We start from the raw sequence: 21,137 nt of genomic DNA on the forward strand, positions 1-21,137 counted from the left end.
TATCGGGCCTACAAATCCTATCCCTACCCCTCCCCTGACCGGGAGGGAAATATAAAAACCCTCCCCCAAAGGATTTCGTGTTACAGGAAGGCGACCAGCAAGCATATCCCCAGGAGCATAGATCACTATGTGGCTGGGGTAGGCAAGTGCGGCCAACGAACCTGTAGCACGAAAGACGCAGGGGGACCTCTGGAGATTCTGTGATGAATGACCAAATTTATCAGCGGATAGAAGACAGTGCGCATTTCAGGGAATTAGTTGAAAAACGGCAACGGTTTGCCACCATTCTGTCCATCATCATGCTGGCAGTTTATATCAGCTTTATTTTACTGATTGCTTTTGCGCCTGGCTGGCTGGGTACACCGCTCCACGCGGGAACCAGCGTCACCCGGGGTATTCCGATTGGGGTCGGAGTGATCCTTATCTCCTTCATCCTGACCGGGATCTATATCTGGCGGGCAAACAGTGAATTCGATCGCCTGAACAATGCGGTTCTGCACGAGGTTAAAGCATCATGAAGAGAGTCCTGACGGCGCTTGCCGCCACGCTGCCCTTCGCTGCAAACGCGGCGGATGCTATTAGCGGTGCAGTTCAACGCCAGCCAACCAACTGGCAGGCGATTGTCATGTTCCTGATTTTCGTCATCTTTACGCTCGGTATCACCTACTGGGCGTCTAAGCGGGTACGTTCACGTAATGACTACTACACCGCCGGTGGTAACATCACCGGTTTCCAGAACGGGCTGGCGATTGCGGGCGACTATATGTCGGCGGCATCGTTTCTCGGGATTTCCGCGCTGGTGTTTACCTCTGGGTATGACGGGCTGATCTACTCGCTCGGCTTCCTGGTCGGCTGGCCAATTATCCTGTTCCTGATTGCGGAGCGTTTGCGTAACCTCGGTCGTTACACCTTTGCAGACGTTGCTTCTTATCGTCTGAAGCAGGGGCCAATCCGTATTCTGTCGGCCTGCGGTTCCCTGGTGGTGGTCGCACTGTATTTGATCGCCCAGATGGTTGGCGCAGGTAAGCTGATTGAGCTGCTGTTTGGTCTGAACTATCACATCGCCGTCGTCCTGGTTGGTGTGCTGATGATGATGTATGTGCTGTTCGGCGGCATGCTGGCAACCACGTGGGTACAGATCATTAAAGCTGTTCTGCTGCTGTTCGGCGCCAGCTTCATGGCCTTTATGGTGATGAAGCACGTTGGCTTCAGCTTCAATAACCTGTTCACCGAAGCGATGGCGGTACACCCGAAAGGCTCCGCGATTATGAGTCCTGGCGGATTGGTTAAAGATCCAATATCCGCCTTGTCGTTAGGTCTCGGTCTGATGTTTGGTACGGCAGGTTTACCGCACATACTGATGCGTTTCTTCACGGTCAGCGATGCCCGCGAAGCGCGTAAGAGCGTGTTCTATGCCACCGGCTTTATGGGTTATTTCTACATCCTGACCTTTATCATCGGCTTTGGCGCGATCATGCTGGTAGGTGCTAACCCAGAGTACAAAGATGCTGCAGGCGCATTGATCGGTGGTAACAACATGGCTGCGGTTCACCTGGCGAATGCGGTGGGCGGTAACCTGTTCCTCGGCTTCATCTCTGCAGTGGCGTTTGCCACCATCCTGGCGGTGGTTGCCGGCCTGACCCTGGCGGGCGCTTCGGCTGTTTCTCACGACCTGTACGCCAACGTATTCCGCAAAGGCGCAACCGAGCGTGAAGAACTGAAGGTGTCAAAAATTACCGTGCTGGTGCTGGGTGTGATAGCCATCCTGCTCGGCGTGCTGTTTGAGAATCAGAACATCGCCTTTATGGTAGGCCTGGCGTTCGCCATCGCGGCAAGCTGCAACTTCCCGATCATCCTGCTTTCCATGTACTGGTCAAAACTGACCACCCGTGGCGCCATGGTCGGCGGCTGGTTAGGTCTGCTGACGGCTGTGGTGCTGATGATTCTCGGCCCAACCATTTGGGTCCAAATCCTCGGTCACGAAAAAGCTATTTTCCCGTATGAATATCCGGCGCTGTTCTCCATCAGCGTAGCGTTCCTCGGGATCTGGTTCTTCTCTGCTACCGATAACTCAGAAGAAGGCAACCGCGAACGCGAGCAGTTCCGTGCTCAGTTCATCCGTTCCCAGACCGGGTACGGCGTAGAACAAGGTCGCGCACACTAGTCCCACCTCCTCTTCCCCGGTTATTTTGACCGGGGAAGAATTTCTGTCAATTATGTGGGATTCTCATCCGTTATAAAGCGGCGAGCAGGAACAGCGATAAGCAACAGGAAAACAATCGCGCACACAATATTTAGCCACTGCCAGCCCTTCCAGAAAGCCAGCAACCCGGCTCCCCAGTGAATAATCGCAATGATCACTGGAAATGGCATCAACTCCCGATACCGTTTGGTGATGACTAAAAAACCACAGTAATAGCTTAAAATAATCCCCAGCCAATTGATAAAAATAGCGAAGTTGCTAAAAGGATTCGCAACTAAAAACCATGTTGTAAATAATGAAATAACGGTAATCAATACAAAATAAAGAAAAAACTTCAACCGTCCCAGAACACCTTTTCTCCAGCCCAGAAATAAATCATTGAGTATATTCACTTGATATCCTTATTCTCTGTTTCTCACGTAATATATTGTTTTTATCCAGCGGTAAAACTGCGCACCAGGCGGAGTTTTCCATCAATCAATTCAAAATCATATATCGACGCACCATCACAATACTCTGAAAGGCCAGGCAGTTGGGCATTCGCCTCGGTACCCTGAGAAAGTCTTAAAATACCCTCTTCAAATTCCCCGTCGGCAACCGTATCGCAGGTTCCTTCCACCGTGTGACGCTGACCGTTTTCTTCATAATAAAATTGGCCGTCTTCATCAGCGGGATAATATTTTCGCTGCTGCTCCTGAGCAGATAGCGCATTAATTCTGTGTTCTTTTATCGTCAACGTGTCAGGGTTAACATCAAGGTCGTTCAGCCTCTGCAACCCCTCAATAATCTGCAATGCATGTTTATCAAACTCCGCTTCGGTAAGCGGTTCCGTCTCGATATCTTGTGATTCATCGTAGGGAATAAAATCTAAAAGGCTGCCCGGCAATGGGAATACAAAATACGTTTTCAACGCCGCAACGTTTTTCTCACGCAACGCCTGCTGGAACTGCTGAAACTGAAGCAGCGCGCTCTTCTTCTGTTCAGGTGTGGTAAGAGTGCCAGCAGCTTTCACGTCATCAAGGATGAGCAGAACAGGGGTAAAGTGGCGACCAATCTGGGCGTACATCGTTTTCCCGCTCAGGATGACCTCTTTTCCTAAAAGGGGAGCCAGATCGGCATAATCAATATGACGTTTGCCAGCAAGAATAAGCTGTACTTCCGGCACGACATCATTTTCAGGTGCAAAATCACACTCAAACGGCTGATCGAGCTTTAAATAGTCATAAGTTACCGCTTCGTCACCATCCTTGATGCTTTCGTAGTTTGGGGGGCCGGGAAAAGTCTGTTGGATTAATGCCCCTTGCAGGGTCACCTGTTGGTCTTCATCGGGGCAATATGCCAATGCGACATGACTAAACAGGCCGACCAGTAGCCACATATATTTCACGCTGAGTATCCTTACACTGCGATAAAAAAGGACCGTCAGTGTAAGAGACATAAACCTGAAAAAATATCGTCCACCGAAAAATCAGAACATGACCATCGCCACCAGCGGCGCAACCAATACCATCACCACGCCGGAAAGCATCATCACCAGACTGGCAACTACACCCTCCTGCTGACCGAGTTCATAAGAGCGCGCCGTACCTGCCCCGTGCGACGCCGCGCCAAATCCTGCGCCTTTCGCCATCCCTTCACGAATGGAAAGGCGTAAAAACAGCACATCGCCGACCGCCATGCCGAATACGCCGGTCACCACCACGAACAAGGCCACCAGGTCCGGCTGCCCGCCCAACGGCTCTGCCGCCGCCAGCGCAAATGGCGTGGTGACAGAGCGCACCGCCAGACTGCGCTGGATCTCATCAGGCAACATAAACAAACGCGCCAACCACACGGAGCTGGTGACAGCCACCAGCGTTGCAGTCACCACGCCCGCCGTCAGCGACATCCAGTGCCGCTTAATCACCGCAAGGTTGTCATACACCGGAACGGCAAACGCAATGGTTGCCGGGCCCAACAGCCACAGCAGCCAGTGCGATTCACCAATATAGTTTTGCCAGGAGATGTGTCCGAATACCAACATCAGCACCAGCAATGCTGGCGTGAGGACCAGCGGCATCAGCGGTAATTTGCGAAAACGGCGATACAGGCGCTTGTTGGCAAAATAGATACCCAACGTAATCACCAGACACAACACGCTTAGCTGGAAATTACTCACGGTTTAACCTGCTCATTTCATAACGATACACTTTATCGACCACCCACGCCGTGGCACCGAGCACCATCAGCGTACTTAGCGCAATAACGGCGAATATGCGCCAGCCATCGACCAGCAGCAGCTGCGTATAGTTGACGACGGCCACCACCGCCGGAACAAAAAACAGCAGCATTTCAGCCAGTAACCAGCGAGCGCCTGCGCGAATCCAGTTCAGCGGGATAACCCGGCAGACAATTAACGCCAGCATCAGTACCATCCCGACCAGGTTGGCAGGAAGCGGCAAATGCAGCCAGGAGACAAGATATTGAGCAAATACAAAGAGACCTGCGTACAGCAGAACCTGAACGGGGATCTGAAGTCGTTGAATGACAGCAGGCGTCACGCGGCTTATCGCCACAGCCATGAGGGTATGTCCTTAAAAAATAGAGAGCGCCAGTATAGAGAGCCCCCGTCCCGGACTGAAATGAATTAAACTCATTGCAGGCATAGTCTTAAGGAATAATCATGGATATCAGAACGCTGCGATATTTTGTTGAGGTGGTTCGTCAGCAGAGCTTTACTCGCGCAGCGGAGAAGCTTTTTGTCACTCAACCCACTATCAGCAAGATGTTGAAGAATCTTGAAGACGAGCTTAACTGCACGCTGCTAATCCGCGACGGTCGGCGGCTTTTGTTGACTGATACCGGACAAGTGGTTTTCGAGCGCGGTCTGGCGATCCTCGCCGAGTTTCGCCAGCTTGAAGCGGAACTCAGCGACATTAACCATCTCAACAAGGGGCTATTGCGCCTCGGTATCCCGCCGATGGTCGGCATGTTGATGGCAGGGCCTATCAGCCTTTTTCGCCAGCGCTATCCCGGCGTTGAGCTAAAGGTCTCTGAATTTGGCGGCTTAACCGTCCAGCAGGCGGTGATGAATGGCGATCTGGATGTCGCGATGACCGCGCTGCCGGTTGAGGAAGAAAGCGGTCTGGCGACCTTACCGCTTTTCAGTCATCCGCTCTGTGTGCTGGTCCCTCGCTCCGGTCAGTGGACAACGTGCGAATCTATTTCCCCCGAGGCGTTAGCGGAGCATCCGTTACTTATCTATAACGAAGATTTCGCGTTGAGTCGCCAGTTGCTTGAACTGTTTAGCCAGCACAACGTCAAGCCCCGCATTGCAGTACGCAGCGGGCAGTGGGATTTCCTGGCGGCGATGGTACAAGCCGGCGTCGGAATCGCCATTTTGCCGGAGCCAATCTGCCAGCGTCTGGATAAGCAAACTTTGCGCTGGATCCCTCTGGAGAGTGATTTACGCTGGCAGTTGGGTATGATTTGGCGCGAGGGCGTATATCTGTCGCACAGCGCCCAGGCATGGCTGAAATGTTGCGAAGGTTTTTGGCTAATGCAAGCGTCGTAAAATGCCGGATGCGGCTAACGCCATATCAGACCTACAAAATCCCGTAGGCCTGATAAGCGTAGTGCCATCAGGCACTACCGTTACTGGTTCTCAATCAACAGCGCTTCCAGCAAGTCCAGGTCGTGCAGTAGTTTTTGCAGCGTTTCATTACTGATTTCACGTGTGGCACGCAGGTGATAAAGCTCTGCGCGTTCTGAGCGCAGTGCCGCCAGACGGAAACGCCGTTCGAGGTTTTCTTCCTGCATCGAGCTTTCCACATCGTTGCGTCCGTCGGCGCGTCGACGCAGATTACCGATGACACGTGAACTCACCTCGGTGAGCAACTGATTATCGATGTTCTCTTCGCTGTCCGCGGCCAGGCGCTCCTCCATTTTCTGGATGGCGACAATCGCGACTTCCGCCGTGGCAGCCCGGGCAATACGTTCCTCTTTTTGCTGCTGCGAGTGATCTGCGACTTCCAGATGCTGTAGCAGAATCGGCAGCATTACTACGCCAACAAACAGTGAGAACAGGATCACGCCCGCAGCAAGGAAAATCAGCTCATATCGGGCCGGGAAGCCGCTACCATCCGGTAACAACAGCGGAATGGAGAGCACACCCGCAAGAGTTATTGCCCCGCGCACGCCCGCAAAGGAAGCAATCAGGATTTCACGCGTCGTCCAGGAGCCGAATTCCATTGGCTTTTTCTTCAGGAAGCGCAGACTGAACTTCTTCATGGTCCACAGCCAGCCAAAACGTACCAGCATCAGCGCCACGTAAATCAGCACGATATCGGTAAACAGCATCCAGATTTCAACGTTCGGATCGACCTCTGCTGCCGCCAAAGAAGACTCCAGAATCCCCGGCAACTGCAGCCCTAACAGCAGGAAAACCATGCCGTTAAACACAAATTCCAGCATCGCCCAGGTGCTGTTAGCACGTAAGCGCATCGCCAACGGCGCGCGGCGCATCACCCCGGAACGGGTGATTGTCATCCCGGCAGCGACCGCCGCGAGGATGCCTGAGACACCAATGTGTTCCGCAATCAGGTAAGACGCAAACGGCAGCAGAAACAGCAGAACGATTTGCGTTGCCGGCTCATCGCCACCCCAGCGGCTGAGAAAACGCAGGGAGCGCCCGTACAGCCAACTGACGACAAAACCGGCCAGGATACCGCCAATTGCTACTTTGAAGAATTCAAGCGTTGCGCCGCCAACGGTAAATACCATCGTACCCATCGCCACGGCGACGGCAAATTTTAGTGACACCAGGCCGGAGGCGTCGTTCATCAACGCTTCGCCCTGCAGGATCCCCATGATTTTCTTCGGGATGCGTCCCTCCCCCACAATGCCGGAAAGGGCAACGGCGTCGGTTGGCGACAGGACGGCAGCCAGCGCAAAGGCCGGGATGAGAGGGATCCCCGGCACCAGCCAGTAAATCATAAAGCCAATCCCGACCACCGTGACCAGCACTAACGCCAGCGCAAGACCAAAGATCTCTCGCCCATGTTCGAGAAACTCACGCGTTGGCGTCTTCCAGCCATCGGCAAAGAGCAGCGGCGGGATGAACAGAACCAAAAATAGCTCAGGATCGAATTCCACATGCAAACCAAACGTCGGCCACGCCAGCAAGGCGCCGATGGCGATCTGCATAAGGGGTAGAGGGAGTTGGAAGGGCAATACGCGAGTAAATACCCCCGACAGCGAGACCACAAGGGTCATGATGAGTATGGTAAAAAAGATTTCCATGCGTTCCCTGTTTGCGATGTTTCTTATGATTCGTGATGAGAGGCGTCGTGCCTCAATTCTATCTAATTGAGAGTAACGCAAAAGACAACAAGTGTGTTCTGAAAATAAAAACGGGCGGCCAAAGCCACCCGTTTTCAGGATCTTTATCGAATAAGAATCAGATAGCCCAACCGCCCGCGTAGAAGGCCACCAGCGCGATAGCGATAACCACCGTGCCGATGTTCAGCTTGCGCCATTCGCCAGAGACAAGACGGCCAATCACCAGGGTAGCAAAGCCAATCATAATGCCGGTTACGATGTTACAGGTCAGCACGATAAATACGGCCGTTACCAGACCCGCCATTGCGTCGACAAAGTCAGCAAAGTCGATTTTTGCCACATTGCTCAGCATCAACAGGCCTACATACATCAGCGCAGGCGCCGTGGCGTACACCGGTACAAGATACGAGAGCGGAGAGAGGAACAGGATCAGCAGGAACAAGACGCCAACGGTGATCGCTGTCAGGCCAGTTTTACCGCCCGCTGCCGTACCCGCTGCGGATTCAATGTAGACCGCCGCAGGTGCAGCGCCCACCAGACCAGAGAACACGCTGCTCAGGGAGTCAGTGGTCAGCGCTTTGCCGCCGTCGATAATCTGTCCGTCTTTATCCAGCAAATTCGCCTGTCCGGCTACGGCACGGATAGTTCCGGTCGCATCGAAGACGGCGGTCATGACCAGCGCCAGCACGCTCGGCAGAACGATAGGATTCAGTGCGCCCATAATATCCAGGCTGCCGATCAGCGAGTTGCCGTTTTCGTCGCTCAGAGACGGCATGGCAAAAATACCGGAGAAATGTACAGCCGGATCGAAAATCAGGCCAACAATGGAAATACCGATAATAGTCAGCAGGATGCCGCCCGGTACTTTCAGTTTTTCGAGGCCAATAATCACCGCCAGACCAACCAGCGACATTATCACCGGGAAGGTATCGAAGTCGCCCAGTGCAACCGGCAGGCCGTCCAGCGGGTTCTTAATCACCAGACCAACGCCGTTTGCCGCAATCAGCAGCAAGAACAGGCCGATACCGATTCCCGTGCCGTGCGCAACACCCTGCGGCAAATTGCGCAGGATCCAGCTACGAATACCGGTCGCGGAAATGATGGTAAACAGGACCCCCATCAGGAACACCGCGCCCAGCGCAACGGGCACGCTGATATGTTGCCCCAATACCAGGCTGAATGCGGTAAACGCCGTCAGAGAAATGGCGCAACCAATTGCCAGCGGCAGGTTGGCCCACAAGCCCATCACAATAGAACCGACGCCCGCGACCAGACAGGTTGCCACAAATACAGCGGCAGGCGGGAATCCGGCTTTACCCAGCATCCCTGGAACCACGATAACGGAGTAAACCATGGCGAGGAACGTCGTTAATCCGGCAACGACTTCCTGACGAACGGTACTGCCGCGAAGCGAAATTTTAAACCAGGCGTCGAGTGAACCGCCGGTACGCGCTGAAGGCGTAGACATAGAAAACATCCCCTGAGAGTTTATTTTTTCGTCATTATGCGTGCTGGACAATCCACTGCCTGCTAAACGTTTTCTCCATGTGCCAGGTTTGCGTCAATAGGGGTGTCGCAAAAAAGCAAACGTTTAGCTCCGCGCATAAAAAACGGGTGGTAAAAAAAAGCAAACGATTATCCAGCGATCATACGCTGGTTTTCAACTGAACTTTGCCGCTTTTTACTCATTTCTTCTTATAACGCGCAATAAATAATCAGCCGATGCGCAAACGTTATCGTCAATGCGCAATCTGGCAACAATTTTCGCGGCGTGATTACAACATGAGTGTTCCTTTTTCACGCAAACTCGCGCAAAAAAACAGGTGAAGATGCGGGAATTTTTTTTGGCTAAAAAATAACCATTTCACTGGCAAATGGTGAGAGGTGGCTTACACTTACCTTATCAACACAAACCGGAACCTCCCCTAATGTGTTCGACTGAGGGGTGTTGATGTCGGGGGAAACCCTCCCGTGAACCAGCGGGATAGAGTGAAAGACAAAGACCGGAACCAAACTAAAGCGCCCTCTGTGGCGCTTTAGTTTTATACCAATCAATCGTCTTCCAGCAGCCGCGCCCCGGTTCCTTGCTCGCCCAGCTGATCGCCTGGGTTACGCAACGGACAATCACTGCGCGACAAGCAGCCGCAACCAATACACCCATCCAGCTCATCGCGCAGTGACACCAAAGTATGAATGCGTCGATCCAGCTCTTCACGCCATTGCGAAGAGAGTTGTTTCCACTCTTTAGCGCTAAGTGAATGTCCTTCAGGTAATACGCCCAGCGCGTCGCCGATCGTTGCCAGCGGGATCCCAATACGTTGAGCAATCTTGATAATCGCCACGTAACGCAACACATCACGTTTGTACCGACGCTGGTTACCGCTGTTGCGCATACTGCTGATTAACCCTTTGCTTTCATAGAAATGCAGGGTCGATACCGCCACACCGCTACGCTTTGCGACTTCACCTGGTGTGAGCAGCGCTTTTATTCGGGGTAATTTCTTTTCCATAAATTGCTTTACCTCAAGTTAACTTGAGGAATTATACTCACTCGCAGGCAAAACGACGAATCGAATACTGAAAAAGAGGCAGCCCTATGTCCCATCAGCAGATTATTCAGACCCTTATTGAATGGATTGATGAACATATTGATCAGCCGCTGAACATTGAGGCGGTTGCGAAAAAATCAGGTTACTCGAAGTGGTATTTACAGAGAATGTTCCGCACGGTTACGCGCCAGACGCTGGGCGACTACATCCGCCAACGCCGACTTCTGCTGGCGGCGGTTGAACTGAGGACGACTGAGCGACCTATTTTCGACATTGCGATGGATCTTGGTTATGTATCGCAACAAACCTTCTCTCGCGTGTTTCGTCGTGAGTTTGATCGTACTCCAAGCGATTACCGCCACCGCCTGTAAGATTATTGCCCGCTCTGCGTCAGTATGGCGGGCGACCGTTGTATCCAGCGTATGAACTCCTGCAGCGGCAGCGCTTTCGCAAAATACCAGCCCTGACAATACTGTACGCCGCGTTCACGCAGCCACTCGACTTGCTCTGTCGTTTCAACCCCTTCAGCGATCGTCTTAAGATGTAAGCTTTGTGCCATCTCAATGATATGTTCGGCAATCATGTGGCTGGTACTGTTAGTGGACAGAGTACTAATAAATGATTTATCGATCTTCAGGATATCGACATTCAGCGCGGACAAATTATGTAGATTGGAATACCCCGTGCCAAAATCATCAAACGCCACTTCATAACCCGCCTGGCGGAACGCCTGGATTACCGGCGTCATTTTATCTACATCAACAAACCCGCGCTCCGTTACCTCAACTTTAATTTGTCGGGCCGCCACGGAGTACTCACGGTTTTTGTCAGTAATCAGGGCAATGAGTCGGGATGAATGAAAATCAGACGCGGAGAGATTTATCGAGATATAAAGCTGGGGATGTGCCGACAGAAAATACCCCAAATCGTTGAACACCTCTTCAACCACGTAATCCGTGATCCGCTCCATCATTCCCTCTTTTTCAGCCAGAGGAATAAACTCGGTCGGACTCATCACCTCACCTTTACAGTCCGGCCAGCGCAGCAAAGCCTCGGCCCCTACGCACTGACCGTTTGTGATATCAATGATCGGCTGGTAGTACAGGCACAGGTGACGTTTTTTGATTGCGCGTTTTAATAAACGACGGGGAGAGAGGTATTCCTGACGCGTACGCCACCACATTAACAGCATCAGGATGCTGCAGATAATCCCGAAAGGAACCGTTAATGCAGCCTCGTGATAAAAAATCGAATTTATGCGTTTATCCGAGGTCGACACAATAATCGCGATTGGCCGTTTTTCTGAACGCACAATAGTATAGAAGCGATCCGCCAACGGGAAGGTAGAGGCTTCGCCGCCCACCAGCGGCGAGAATTGATCAATGTGCGCCCCTTCGCTGGCAGAGAAAAAGGAATCCGTTACCGTGTCATACACGCCCCAGGACAGGTCTGGGTCATCTGACATGACTTCGCTGTAAGATAACGGATTGATGACGACAACGTAGTTTCCTCGTTGCATATACGTCATTCGGTAGCCAGCAAAAAACGGGGTATCGCGATAGTAATAGATCGAGATGTCCGGCGTACGTTTATAGTCTGCGGTCGGCATAATATAGGTAGTGGATGGCACCATCGACGTAGAGCACAAAAAATGATCGCCCTGGGCATAAATTAGCTCGCTGATATATAAACGACCGCGAATTATATTCAGCATACTTTTCTGATGTGTTGGGGTACACATCTCACCTTGATACAACTGGGCCATATCACGTGCTAAATCGGCTTGTTGGATCACTAATTCTGTTTTATTTAAGACCAGTTGAGCAAAAGAGTGAAGTTCATTACGGGTTTCGGACATAGCCCGGATTTGAGCAAACCATAATGCCAGCACCACGGGGAGCAATACCACCATGAATGTTCCCAGCAACTTCAGCATCTTGCGTCGCGCACTGTGATTCATGTCAGCCTTATGTCCCTGTTTTGTCTATGCCAGTACCTGTCACGGCAGTGATGCTATAAACACCAGCTAGTTAACTTGCATGAATCTATCAGTATTAGCAACAGACGTCTCTATGTAAAAGTCTGATAATAGTTGGGGATGATATTATTTTTCCGTAATGCAAACTTAAAGTTACGCTTATTTCACAATGTTATTATCCCGAAAACGTTAATTTTTTATGAGCACTATCCTGGTTGCATTTAAGAAATTCATTAAATTTTTTTAACAATTAATTTAAGATGAATTAAACTAGTGGCGTAAATACACCTTTAAGATTGATTATTTAGTATCAGTAGCCTTTTCAAAAATAACCACACATTAATAATGGTTATAATCCAGCAAAAATAACGTCCAGCACTGGTGAACAAACGAACACTTGTGATATAGTTCACAAAAATCATGTAACAGAAACAATGTTTCATTCATGTTATTGCCCGTCGATAGCCAGAGTACTACACCCTCGGTGAACACCCCCGCGCTGTCCTGGGCATCCAGACTTTCTGAGGACGTTTTTCATGGCAACAATAACAACTGGCGTGGTTCTTCTGCGGTGGCAATTACTCAGTGCAGTGCTGATGTTTTTAGCCAGTACGCTCAATATCCGTTTTCGTAAATCAGACTATATTGGCCTGGCCGTCATTAGCAGCGGTTTAGGGTTGGTTTTTGCCTGCTGGTTTGCGACCGGATTGCTCGGCATAACCCTGGTGGATATTTCCACGATCTGGAAGAATATTGAAACCGTGATGGTCGAAATGATGAGCCACACACCGCCAGAATGGCCGATGGTGTTGAACTGATAACAACAGTGTGTCCGACCAGAATATACCCGGTCGGACACCGTTTTAAGCGATAACGATTCTACTGACGTTCCGGTAACCGCTTACCACTCCATACGGAACCCTGCGTTCACCTGCCAGTTCATATCAATGTCGCCTCCAGCTGACCTTTCCAGGTCAACGTACAGTCGAGAATTATTGTTCTGAGTGAGATGGATATTGGTTCCAATACCGTAGTTGATCCACGAGTCACTTCCTCCCTCGCGGACCGTCATGGACGCGTCTTTACCCCACACAGTGACATCACGATCACCAGCAAACTCATGCAGCAGATCCAGCTTCACATAAATGTCGCTGTCCGGGCGTTCTTCAAATCGATAACCTCCTCGCAATCCGACACGACCGATCACGCTATCGATATCATTCTGACGAACCCGTAGCCCGCTGCTGGTGGTATAACGAGCTTCATCCAACCGGGTATACACGAGCTGTGCTTGCGGTTCGATGAAAGAGGATTCTCCCAGACTAAACTCACGACCGTATTCTGCGCTGGCGCTAATTGACCACGTACTGCTATCCGCCACCCCCATATTGCCGTACACATTTCGGTAGTTAAAATCACTCTCATGGCGGCTATATTTCAGTACCAGATCCAGGTAGTCCTGTTTTTCCGGGCGGTTCCATGCAGCATAAAGTGAACCACCGTAGCTCTTGTTATCGCCCGTGCCATAAGTAAAGTCAGCGTTACCTCTCATGTAATGCGCCGCAATGCCTCGCGTCCAGACTGATTGTTCACTTTCTTCTTTATTGTCATAACCCAGTTGCCAGAAGCTGTACAAGTTTTTGAAGTAGCTGCCATTAGCGCTTTCCATTTCGCCGCCTTTATAACGTATCCACAGACCATTTTGCTGTTGGTTCTGGCGTAATTCCCCTAAACGTTTATTCAGGCTGTCGATTTCGAGACGGGCGGTGGCCACCGCGTAGTTTAACCCGGCATTAGCAATCGCGGTGTTGCTACCCGCACTGGCTTTTGTTGAAACCCCCGTAATATACCAGTTTGTGCCATACTGGCTTACCGGATCACCTTCCCGAATATCAGAACGCAGTAGCGGTTTATAGTCGTATACATACTCGTTAGTGATATCGATTTTATCGTACGCTTCGAACATCACATTGCTGGCGGCATCGGCAACCCAGATATCTTCTTGCAGATCGCTAAGCTTATTAATATTTAACGCCTCAATAGCATGAGTTCCCCCCGTGCTACTCTTAACGACTTCGATAAAGTCGCTCCCATTACGCCGCTGCTCATCGGTTTTATTTGTATTTACATCAATCAGGAAAATACCGTTGTTGCCTTTCAGATCGTGAATCTTCACGGTTTCGTTGATGCTCTGATTGGTATGCAGGTTAAAACCGTGCAGGTTTATCGTCCCGCCGTCTTGCAAGGTGATGGCGCTGATCTGAGCGTCTTTGCCATCCGGGATCCAGTAAGCATTATTCATCAGCGTCAGATTCAAATCTCCGGCCCATTTACCACTAGCGATGTCCAGAACATTCGCCTCATGTCCATGCCAAAATGATTCCGCACCATTGAGCGTAATATTCATCTGGCTGGTATGAGCATATATTCTATCTCCGAAGTCGATATTTCCTAACAAATTAACCTTGTTCTCACCTGACTGATTAATATTTACGACACCACCATCTTTAGCACTAACCGCATCACTTTTTGATGAGCCATCAGGATAACCACTATTGTTCTCCAGCAGTTCTTTGAAATTGCTGGAGTAAGTATTAATGTAAACATCGCCACCGTTTGCCGTAATAGTAGAACCTACACCACGCGCATAGATTCCATTATTTGCCAGCGTAGCTTAATTTTCATTCGCCGTAACCACCAATAAATATTACCGAATATTAGCGTAGATTAGTTCGTATTAAATGAATCATAAAGCTGCGATGATAAACCAGAAAATACCGAATAATTAATTCTGAATAAGAAATATAAAAAAACCCCGTCGCAACGGGGTTTTCATAAATTAGAACGTTAATGCGTTCAGCTATCTTAGAACGGGATATCGTCGTCGAAGTCCATCGGCGGTTCGTTAGACGGCGCTGCCGGAGCGGACTGCTGCGGACGAGACTGCGCGCCGCCGCTGAACTGATTGCCGCCCTGCGGCTGCTGAGGCTGACCCCAACCCCCTTGCTGCTGACCGCCACCTGCCGGAGCACCACCGCCCTGACGACCACCCAGCATTTGCATGGTGCCGCCAACGTTAACAACAACTTCAGTGGTGTACTTTTCTACGCCGGACTGATCGGTCCATTTGCGGGTACGCAGCTGACCTTCGATATAGACCTGGGAGCCTTTACGCAGATATTCACTGGCCACTTCCGCCAGTTTGCCAAACAGCACAACGCGGTGCCATTCAGTCTGCTCTTTCATTTCGCCGGTCGCTTTATCACGCCAGGATTCGGAAGTAGCCAGCGTAATGTTGGCAACTGCGCCACCATTCGGCATATAGCGTACTTCCGGGTCCTGGCCCAGATTACCGACGAGAATCACCTTGTTTACGCCTCTGCTGGCCATGATCGTGTCTCCTGAAAAACGTTACTGAATAAGTGTAAGCGCGGGATTGTAGCATTTCCAATAGCGCTTTTACTACGTTGCGAGATCGATTCCAGTAAACAATCCCCGTCAAACATTGTTGCACAGGAACATGCGTTTTGCATTCCAATACTGTATATCCATTCAGGTCAAGTTGTGTCATAATTAACCGTTTGTGATCGCCGGTAGCACCATGCAGCCAGGCAAAAAAAGCGTTTAATCCGGGAAAGATGAATGGATAAGATCGAAGTTCGGGGCGCCCGCACCCATAATCTCAAAAACATCAACCTCGTCATCCCGCGCGACAAGCTGATTGTCGTCACCGGGCTTTCGGGCTCAGGCAAATCTTCGCTTGCTTTCGACACCCTGTATGCCGAAGGGCAACGTCGTTACGTTGAATCCCTTTCAGCTTACGCGCGTCAGTTTCTGTCACTGATGGAAAAACCGGATGTCGACCACATTGAGGGGCTGTCTCCTGCCATCTCAATTGAACAAAAATCGACATCTCATAACCCGCGATCCACGGTAGGTACGATTACCGAAATTCACGACTATCTGCGCCTGCTGTTTGCCCGCGTTGGCGAGCCGCGCTGCCCGGATCACGACGTTCCCCTGGCGGCGCAGACCGTTAGCCAGATGGTGGACAACGTACTGTCGCAGCCGGAAGGCAAACGTCTGATGTTACTGGCGCCGGTAATTAAGGAGCGTAAAGGCGAGCACACCAAAACACTGGAAAACCTGGCGGGCCAGGGCTATATCCGCGCCCGTATCGACGGCGAAGTGTGTGACCTTTCCGATCCGCCCAAGCTGGAGCTGCAAAAGAAACACACCATTGAAGTGGTGATTGACCGCTTTAAAGTCCGCGATGACCTCACTCAGCGACTGGCTGAATCCTTTGAAACCGCGCTGGAACTGTCCGGTGGTACGGCGGTGGTCGCCGATATGGACGACCCGAAAGCGGAAGAGCTACTGTTCTCCGCCAACTTTGCCTGCCCGATTTGCGGCTACAGTATGCGCGAACTGGAACCCCGCCTGTTCTCGTTCAACAACCCGGCGGGTGCGTGCCCAACCTGTGACGGTCTCGGCGTGCAGCAGTATTTCGATCCTGACCGGGTGATCCAAAACCCGGAACTGTCGCTGGCCGGTGGCGCCATCCGCGGTTGGGATCGTCGTAACTTCTATTACTTCCAGATGCTTAAGTCGCTGGCGGAGCACTATAAGTTCGACGTCGAAGCCCCATGGGCCAGCCTGAACCCTGCTGTGCATAAAGTGGTGCTGTATGGTTCGGGTAAAGAAAATATCGAATTCAAATACATGAACGATCGCGGCGATACGTCCGTACGTCGTCACCCGTTCGAAGGCGTATTACACAATATGGAGCGCCGTTATAAAGAGACGGAATCCAGCGCGGTACGCGAAGAATTAGCCAAATTCATCAGTAACCGGCCGTGCGCCAGCTGTGAAGGGACGCGTTTACGCCGGGAAGCCCGCCACGTATTTGTCGAAAATACGCCGCTGCCCGCGATTTCCGACATGAGCATCGGTCATGCGATGGATTTCTTCAACAACCTGAAACTTGCAGGTCAGCGGGCGAAGATTGCAGAGAAAATCCTTAAAGAGATTGGCGATCGTCTGAAGTTCCTGGTCAACGTCGGCCTCAACTATCTGACGCTGTCGCGTTCAGCCGAAACGCTCTCCGGCGGCGAAGCCCAGCGTATTCGTCTGGCAAGTCAGATCGGCGCAGGACTGGTCGGCGTAATGTACGTGCTGGATGAGCCGTCTATTGGTCTGCATCAGCGCGATAATGAACGACTGCTGGGTACGCTTATCCATCTGCGTAACCTGGGTAATACCGTGATTGTGGTCGAACACGATGAAGATGCGATTCGCGCCGCTGACCACGTTATCGACATCGGTCCCGGCGCGGGCGTTCACGGCGGCCAGGTAGTTGCCGAAGGAACGCTAAAAGATATTATGGCGGTGCCTGAGTCGCTGACCGGCCAGTACATGAGCGGTAAGCGCAAAATTGAAGTACCGAAACAGCGCGTGGCAGCTGATCCGGAAAAAGTGCTGAAGCTCACCGGCGCACGCGGTAACAACCTGAAAGATGTCACCCTGACGCTGCCGGTTGGTTTATTTACCTGCATTACCGGGGTTTCCGGCTCAGGTAAATCGACGCTGATCAACGATACGCTGTTCCCCATTGCGCAGACGGCGCTGAACGGTGCGACGCTGGCGGAACCTGCGCCGTATCGCGATGTTCAGGGTCTGGAACATTTCGACAAAGTCATCGATATTGACCAAAGCCCAATTGGCCGTACCCCGCGATCTAACCCGGCAACCTACACCGGGGTATTTACGCCAGTGCGCGAACTGTTTGCCGGCGTGCCGGAGTCCCGTGCACGCGGTTACACGCCGGGTCGTTTCAGCTTTAACGTCCGCGGTGGACGCTGCGAAGCCTGTCAGGGCGATGGCGTGATCAAAGTGGAAATGCACTTCCTGCCAGATATCTACGTGCCGTGCGATCAGTGCAAAGGTAAGCGCTATAACCGCGAAACGCTGGAGATTAAGTACAAGGGCAAGACTATCCACGAAGTGCTGGATATGACGATTGAAGAAGCACGTGAGTTCTTCGATGCCGTTCCGGCGCTGGCGCGTAAGCTGCAAACGCTGATGGACGTTGGTCTGACGTACATCCGCCTCGGCCAGTCTGCCACCACGCTCTCGGGCGGTGAAGCGCAGCGCGTGAAGCTGGCGCGTGAGTTGTCCAAACGCGGTACCGGACAGACGCTGTATATTCTCGATGAGCCAACCACCGGCCTGCATTTTGCGGATATTCAGCAACTGCTGGACGTGCTGCATCAGCTTCGGGATCAGGGCAACACCATCGTGGTGATTGAGCACAATCTGGACGTGATTAAAACCGCAGACTGGATTGTCGATCTCGGTCCGGAAGGCGGCAGCGGCGGCGGGGAAATTTTAGTCTCCGGCACGCCGGAGACGGTCGCTGAATGTGAAGCCTCACACACGGCTCGTTTCCTCAAACCGCTGTTGTAAGTATCCCCGTACCGCTTCCTGGCGCAACAGGAAGCGGTAAATTATTGCACCAGCAACTTACGTTTATCTTCCGGCAGCGTATTTACAGCCTGTTGCCAGGAGGCATCTACCAGATAGTAGATCTGTGAATCTGGCAGCGAGCCATCAAGATACACCGTGCTCCAGTGCGCTTTATTGAGATGACGGCTGGGACGCACGTCTTTATGTTGCTGACGCAGCAATTCTGCGAGTTCAGGGCTGGTTTTCAGAGAAACCGCCGGGCGACCTTCGACCTCTTTGACCATCGCAAAGAGTACATCTTCAACTTTGATTTGTGTGGCTTTCCAGTCACTGTGCACGCTCTGCTCTGCACCCGTTTTTGCCATGCAGTATTGCAGCAACTCCGAATTCGTCATCTTTATTCCCCTTACCAGCATATTGCCTAATGAGAACATCTTTATTCAGTGTGCAGCAAGTCCGCAAAAGGTAAAAGCCAGTAGCGTAAATTTGTTTAAAAAATCAGCATTCCGTCTTCTCAATACTCCGAGTTGACGATCACCTCTTCACCAAACGCGCCAGCCTGCGGCAGCGGTTTATAAGTGGAGTTAGAGGCGCGCAAAATACGAATACCGCGAATACCCACGTCGCGAGCGGCGGTGATGTCATTGTCGGAGTCACCGTAGAACATGCGGATGCTTTTATCCTGCAGCCACTGTGTTTTAGTGTTCTGACCGGGTTTATCACCGGCAAAAATGACCGGATTCATATTACCGGCCGGAATGTGAAAGTTATCGGCCAGCGTTTTCGATACCGTTTCGGTCTTGGTCTGACTACGCCCGGTCACGAAAAAGATGCGGTCGCCACGACGCACATGCATATCAATCAACTGACGCGCCACTTCTTTTGGAATACTAAATTCATCCCAGCCATTGTTCATTTTTTCCCAGAAGGCCGGATTCTTCAGGTAATCCTCACTGTCCGGGGAATACGTTTTTTTACCGCGCCAGAAGCCCGGGCTGGAAAAGAGGACGGTGTCATCAATATCAAACCCGACGGCCATCGGCGGGCGCCCGGTCAAACTGTTTTCGATTTGTGCCACGGAGACCCAATGAATGGGAGCCTGCTCAGCGAGTTTTGCAACGTTGGTGCCGGGGTTAAGCTGAGAGGGAGAGGAAACTAACGCCTGAACGGGCTGATTTAACGTGAACAATAAACAAACGGCACTCAGTGCCAGGGTAAACTTGCGCATATTTTTCCCTAAGTAGTCAGTTAGTTATCATTTTTTTATTAACAACTGGTCAAAAAACTATCTGACATTACCCCTTGGGGGAAGGGAAAGGAAGGATTTTCTCTGGTTTTGTCCAGGAAAAGGAGCATGATCACATTGGAAAACAGGCCTGATCTCGTGACGCGTATCAGGCCTGTACACCCGGTTACATGACGGCGGCAAATGCCTTCGCCACGCGCTGCACATTACTGTGATTCAACCCGGCCACGCACATACGACCGCTGGCTATCAGGTATACCCCAAACTCATCGCGCAGGCGATCGACCTGAGCGGCGCTGAGCCCGGTATAACTGAACATACCGCGCTGTTGCAGCAGGTAATCAAAGTTACGGCCCGGGATCTCCGCATTCAATACGTTAACCAGCTCCTGGCGCATCGCCAGAATACGGGTACGCATCTCTTCGACTTCCGCCAGCCAGCTGGCTTTCAGCGTGTCATCCCCCAACACCGCAGCAACCACCTGCGCACCAAAATTTGGCGGACTGGAGTAGTTCCGGCGCACCGTCGCTTTTAGCTGCCCCAGAACGCGGCTGGCGGCATCGGCGTCTTCACACACCACTGACAGCCCACCGACGCGTTCACCGTACAAGGAAAAGATCTTCGAGAATGAATTGCTGACCAGGGCAGGCAATCCGGCGCTGGCAATGGCGCGGATCGCGTAGGCATCATCTTCCATTCCACCGCCGAAGCCCTGGTAAGCAATATCCAGGAATGGGATGAGATCACGTGCTTTCAGGATCTCAATGACGCCATCCCACTGCGTTGGAGTTAAATCCGCCCCTGTCGGGTTATGGCAGCACGGATGCAGTAGCACGATGCTACGCGCGGGTAAGGTATTCAGCGCTGCCAGCAGGTCGTTGAAACGCACGCCATTGGTCGTGTTGTCATACCAGGGGTAAGTACTTACATTGAATCCAGCACCTTCAAAAATCGCGATGTGGTTTTCCCAGGTCGGATCGCTAACCCACACGCCAGAATCAGGGAAATAGCGCTTCAGGAAGTCTGCGCCAACCTTTAGCGCGCCGGAGCCGCCCAGCGTCTGAATGGTTGCGACGCGCTGCTGCTGGAGAACCGGATGATCTGCGCCAAACAGCAGTGGTGCAATGGTATGACGATAAGCGTTCAGACCTTCCATCGGCAGATACAGCGAAGCGCCATGCGGTTTGGCATTGAGTCGGGCTTCCGCTTCCGCGACCGCTTTAAGCTGAGGAATAATCCCGTCTTCGTTGTAATACAGGCCAATGCTGAGGTTCACTTTGTCGCTACGTGAATCTTCTTTGAACCGCTCCATAAGCGATAAAATCGGGTCGCCAGCGTAGGCGTCAACTTTTTGAAACACGTGTGGTTCTCCAGGTT

At 51.7% G+C, this 21,137-nt stretch carries 19 protein-coding genes; 6 read left to right on the forward strand and 13 right to left on the reverse strand.

Annotated features, from left to right (window positions below; translation table 11 throughout):
• Positions 1-203: 203 nt before the first annotated feature.
• Both NMD08_RS23795 and actP read left to right on the forward strand, forming a co-directional pair.
• A complete protein-coding gene (locus NMD08_RS23795; RefSeq protein ID WP_151218055.1) occupies positions 204-518 on the forward strand; it encodes a DUF485 domain-containing protein in 315 nt (104 codons plus the stop codon).
• Entirely contained in the window at positions 515-2,164 is a 1,650-nt protein-coding gene (gene actP / locus NMD08_RS23800; protein ID WP_151218056.1) for a cation/acetate symporter ActP, read from the forward strand. The genes NMD08_RS23795 and actP overlap by 4 nt, the downstream gene beginning before the upstream one ends.
• 50 nt (positions 2,165-2,214) lie before the next feature.
• Here actP and NMD08_RS23805 read toward each other — a convergent pair whose 3' ends face one another.
• The 4 genes from NMD08_RS23805 to NMD08_RS23820 all read right to left on the reverse strand — a co-directional run bounded on the left by NMD08_RS23805 (position 2,215) and on the right by NMD08_RS23820 (position 4,764).
• Entirely contained in the window at positions 2,215-2,595 is a 381-nt protein-coding gene (locus tag NMD08_RS23805) for a hypothetical protein (protein ID WP_151218057.1), read from the reverse strand.
• Between the two features lie 41 nt (positions 2,596-2,636).
• Complete coding sequence (locus tag NMD08_RS23810; protein WP_279574288.1) at positions 2,637-3,581, reverse strand: DUF4431 domain-containing protein; 945 nt, start codon at positions 3,579-3,581, stop codon at positions 2,637-2,639.
• Between the two features lie 90 nt (positions 3,582-3,671).
• Positions 3,672-4,361 carry an LrgB family protein gene (locus tag NMD08_RS23815; protein ID WP_151224611.1) on the reverse strand — a complete coding sequence of 230 codons (690 nt, stop codon included), beginning with the start codon at positions 4,359-4,361 and terminating at the stop codon, positions 3,672-3,674.
• The gene (locus NMD08_RS23820) at positions 4,354-4,764 is read right to left on the reverse strand and encodes a CidA/LrgA family protein (RefSeq protein ID WP_005132599.1); all 411 of its coding nucleotides are present in this window, start codon (positions 4,762-4,764) and stop codon (positions 4,354-4,356) included. Before NMD08_RS23820 ends, NMD08_RS23815 begins: the two co-directional genes overlap by 8 nt.
• A 101-nt stretch (positions 4,765-4,865) precedes the next feature.
• Here NMD08_RS23820 and NMD08_RS23825 point away from each other — a divergent pair, with 101 nt between their 5' ends.
• Positions 4,866-5,756: a LysR family transcriptional regulator gene (locus tag NMD08_RS23825; RefSeq protein WP_370619189.1), complete on the forward strand. Its 891-nt coding sequence runs from the start codon at positions 4,866-4,868 to the stop codon at positions 5,754-5,756.
• Positions 5,757-5,836: 80 nt separating this feature from the next.
• Here NMD08_RS23825 and NMD08_RS23830 read toward each other — a convergent pair whose 3' ends face one another.
• The 3 genes from NMD08_RS23830 to soxR form a co-directional block, all read right to left on the reverse strand.
• On the reverse strand, positions 5,837-7,483 hold the full coding sequence (locus NMD08_RS23830; RefSeq protein ID WP_079938973.1) for a Na+/H+ antiporter: 1,647 nt from the start codon (positions 7,481-7,483) through the stop codon (positions 5,837-5,839).
• 157 nt (positions 7,484-7,640) lie between these two features.
• Complete coding sequence (gene ghxP, locus NMD08_RS23835; RefSeq protein WP_003031735.1) at positions 7,641-8,990, reverse strand: guanine/hypoxanthine transporter GhxP; 1,350 nt, start codon at positions 8,988-8,990, stop codon at positions 7,641-7,643.
• Positions 8,991-9,573: 583 nt separating this feature from the next.
• The gene (gene soxR / locus NMD08_RS23840; RefSeq protein WP_003031733.1) at positions 9,574-10,032 is read right to left on the reverse strand and encodes a redox-sensitive transcriptional activator SoxR; all 459 of its coding nucleotides are present in this window, start codon (positions 10,030-10,032) and stop codon (positions 9,574-9,576) included.
• Positions 10,033-10,118: 86 nt separating this feature from the next.
• On the opposite strand from soxR, the gene soxS reads away from it, so the two are divergent.
• Positions 10,119-10,442, forward strand: a complete 324-nt coding sequence (soxS, locus tag NMD08_RS23845) for a superoxide response transcriptional regulator SoxS (RefSeq protein ID WP_003031731.1) — start codon at positions 10,119-10,121, stop codon at positions 10,440-10,442.
• 2 nt (positions 10,443-10,444) lie between these two features.
• Here soxS and NMD08_RS23850 read toward each other — a convergent pair whose 3' ends face one another.
• Positions 10,445-12,031 (reverse strand): EAL domain-containing protein, encoded by a 1,587-nt coding sequence (locus NMD08_RS23850; RefSeq protein ID WP_151224610.1) that lies wholly within the window; start codon positions 12,029-12,031, stop codon positions 10,445-10,447.
• A gap of 554 nt (positions 12,032-12,585) precedes the next feature.
• On the opposite strand from NMD08_RS23850, the gene NMD08_RS23855 reads away from it, so the two are divergent.
• Entirely contained in the window at positions 12,586-12,867 is a 282-nt protein-coding gene (locus NMD08_RS23855; protein ID WP_151218062.1) for a YjcB family protein, read from the forward strand.
• Between the two features lie 83 nt (positions 12,868-12,950).
• Here the strand turns inward: NMD08_RS23855 and NMD08_RS23860 are convergent, their stop codons facing one another.
• On the reverse strand, positions 12,951-14,456 hold the full coding sequence (locus tag NMD08_RS23860) for an autotransporter outer membrane beta-barrel domain-containing protein (protein WP_370619191.1): 1,506 nt from the start codon (positions 14,454-14,456) through the stop codon (positions 12,951-12,953).
• Positions 14,457-14,914: 458 nt separating this feature from the next.
• Complete coding sequence (gene ssb1, locus NMD08_RS23865; protein ID WP_003826621.1) at positions 14,915-15,439, reverse strand: single-stranded DNA-binding protein SSB1; 525 nt, start codon at positions 15,437-15,439, stop codon at positions 14,915-14,917.
• A gap of 252 nt (positions 15,440-15,691) precedes the next feature.
• On the opposite strand from ssb1, the gene uvrA reads away from it, so the two are divergent.
• Complete coding sequence (uvrA, locus tag NMD08_RS23870; RefSeq protein WP_016155358.1) at positions 15,692-18,514, forward strand: excinuclease ABC subunit UvrA; 2,823 nt, start codon at positions 15,692-15,694, stop codon at positions 18,512-18,514.
• Positions 18,515-18,555: 41 nt separating this feature from the next.
• On the opposite strand, the gene NMD08_RS23875 is transcribed toward uvrA, so the two are convergent.
• The 3 genes from NMD08_RS23875 to tyrB form a co-directional block, all read right to left on the reverse strand.
• Complete coding sequence (locus tag NMD08_RS23875) at positions 18,556-18,909, reverse strand: MmcQ/YjbR family DNA-binding protein (protein WP_151218063.1); 354 nt, start codon at positions 18,907-18,909, stop codon at positions 18,556-18,558.
• 119 nt (positions 18,910-19,028) lie between these two features.
• Complete coding sequence (gene aphA, locus NMD08_RS23880) at positions 19,029-19,742, reverse strand: acid phosphatase AphA (protein WP_151218064.1); 714 nt, start codon at positions 19,740-19,742, stop codon at positions 19,029-19,031.
• Positions 19,743-19,926: 184 nt separating this feature from the next.
• Entirely contained in the window at positions 19,927-21,120 is a 1,194-nt protein-coding gene (tyrB, locus tag NMD08_RS23885) for an aromatic amino acid transaminase (RefSeq protein WP_151218065.1), read from the reverse strand.
• Positions 21,121-21,137 lie beyond the last annotated feature (17 nt).

Source organism: Citrobacter meridianamericanus (assembly GCF_041320245.1).
In the GTDB taxonomy this organism is placed as follows: Bacteria; Pseudomonadota; Gammaproteobacteria; order Enterobacterales; family Enterobacteriaceae; genus Citrobacter; species Citrobacter meridianamericanus.

Excerpts from the sequence above, each read along its gene's own strand:
- NMD08_RS23795 (WP_151218055.1), top strand. The coding sequence starts at position 204 with ATGAATGACCAAATTTATCAGCGGATAGAAGACAGTGCGCATTTCAGG.
- actP (WP_151218056.1), top strand. The coding sequence starts at position 515 with ATGAAGAGAGTCCTGACGGCGCTTGCCGCCACGCTGCCCTTCGCTGCA.
- NMD08_RS23810 (WP_279574288.1), bottom strand. The coding sequence starts at position 3,581 with ATGTGGCTACTGGTCGGCCTGTTTAGTCATGTCGCATTGGCATATTGC.
- NMD08_RS23820 (WP_005132599.1), bottom strand. The coding sequence starts at position 4,764 with ATGGCTGTGGCGATAAGCCGCGTGACGCCTGCTGTCATTCAACGACTT.
- NMD08_RS23825 (WP_370619189.1), top strand. The coding sequence starts at position 4,866 with ATGGATATCAGAACGCTGCGATATTTTGTTGAGGTGGTTCGTCAGCAG.
- NMD08_RS23830 (WP_079938973.1), bottom strand. The coding sequence starts at position 7,483 with ATGGAAATCTTTTTTACCATACTCATCATGACCCTTGTGGTCTCGCTG.
- ghxP (WP_003031735.1), bottom strand. The coding sequence starts at position 8,990 with ATGTCTACGCCTTCAGCGCGTACCGGCGGTTCACTCGACGCCTGGTTT.
- soxR (WP_003031733.1), bottom strand. The coding sequence starts at position 10,032 with ATGGAAAAGAAATTACCCCGAATAAAAGCGCTGCTCACACCAGGTGAA.
- soxS (WP_003031731.1), top strand. The coding sequence starts at position 10,119 with ATGTCCCATCAGCAGATTATTCAGACCCTTATTGAATGGATTGATGAA.
- NMD08_RS23850 (WP_151224610.1), bottom strand. The coding sequence starts at position 12,031 with ATGAATCACAGTGCGCGACGCAAGATGCTGAAGTTGCTGGGAACATTC.
- NMD08_RS23855 (WP_151218062.1), top strand. The coding sequence starts at position 12,586 with ATGGCAACAATAACAACTGGCGTGGTTCTTCTGCGGTGGCAATTACTC.
- NMD08_RS23860 (WP_370619191.1), bottom strand. The coding sequence starts at position 14,456 with ATGAATATTACGCTCAATGGTGCGGAATCATTTTGGCATGGACATGAG.
- ssb1 (WP_003826621.1), bottom strand. The coding sequence starts at position 15,439 with ATGGCCAGCAGAGGCGTAAACAAGGTGATTCTCGTCGGTAATCTGGGC.
- uvrA (WP_016155358.1), top strand. The coding sequence starts at position 15,692 with ATGGATAAGATCGAAGTTCGGGGCGCCCGCACCCATAATCTCAAAAAC.
- NMD08_RS23875 (WP_151218063.1), bottom strand. The coding sequence starts at position 18,909 with ATGACGAATTCGGAGTTGCTGCAATACTGCATGGCAAAAACGGGTGCA.
- aphA (WP_151218064.1), bottom strand. The coding sequence starts at position 19,742 with ATGCGCAAGTTTACCCTGGCACTGAGTGCCGTTTGTTTATTGTTCACG.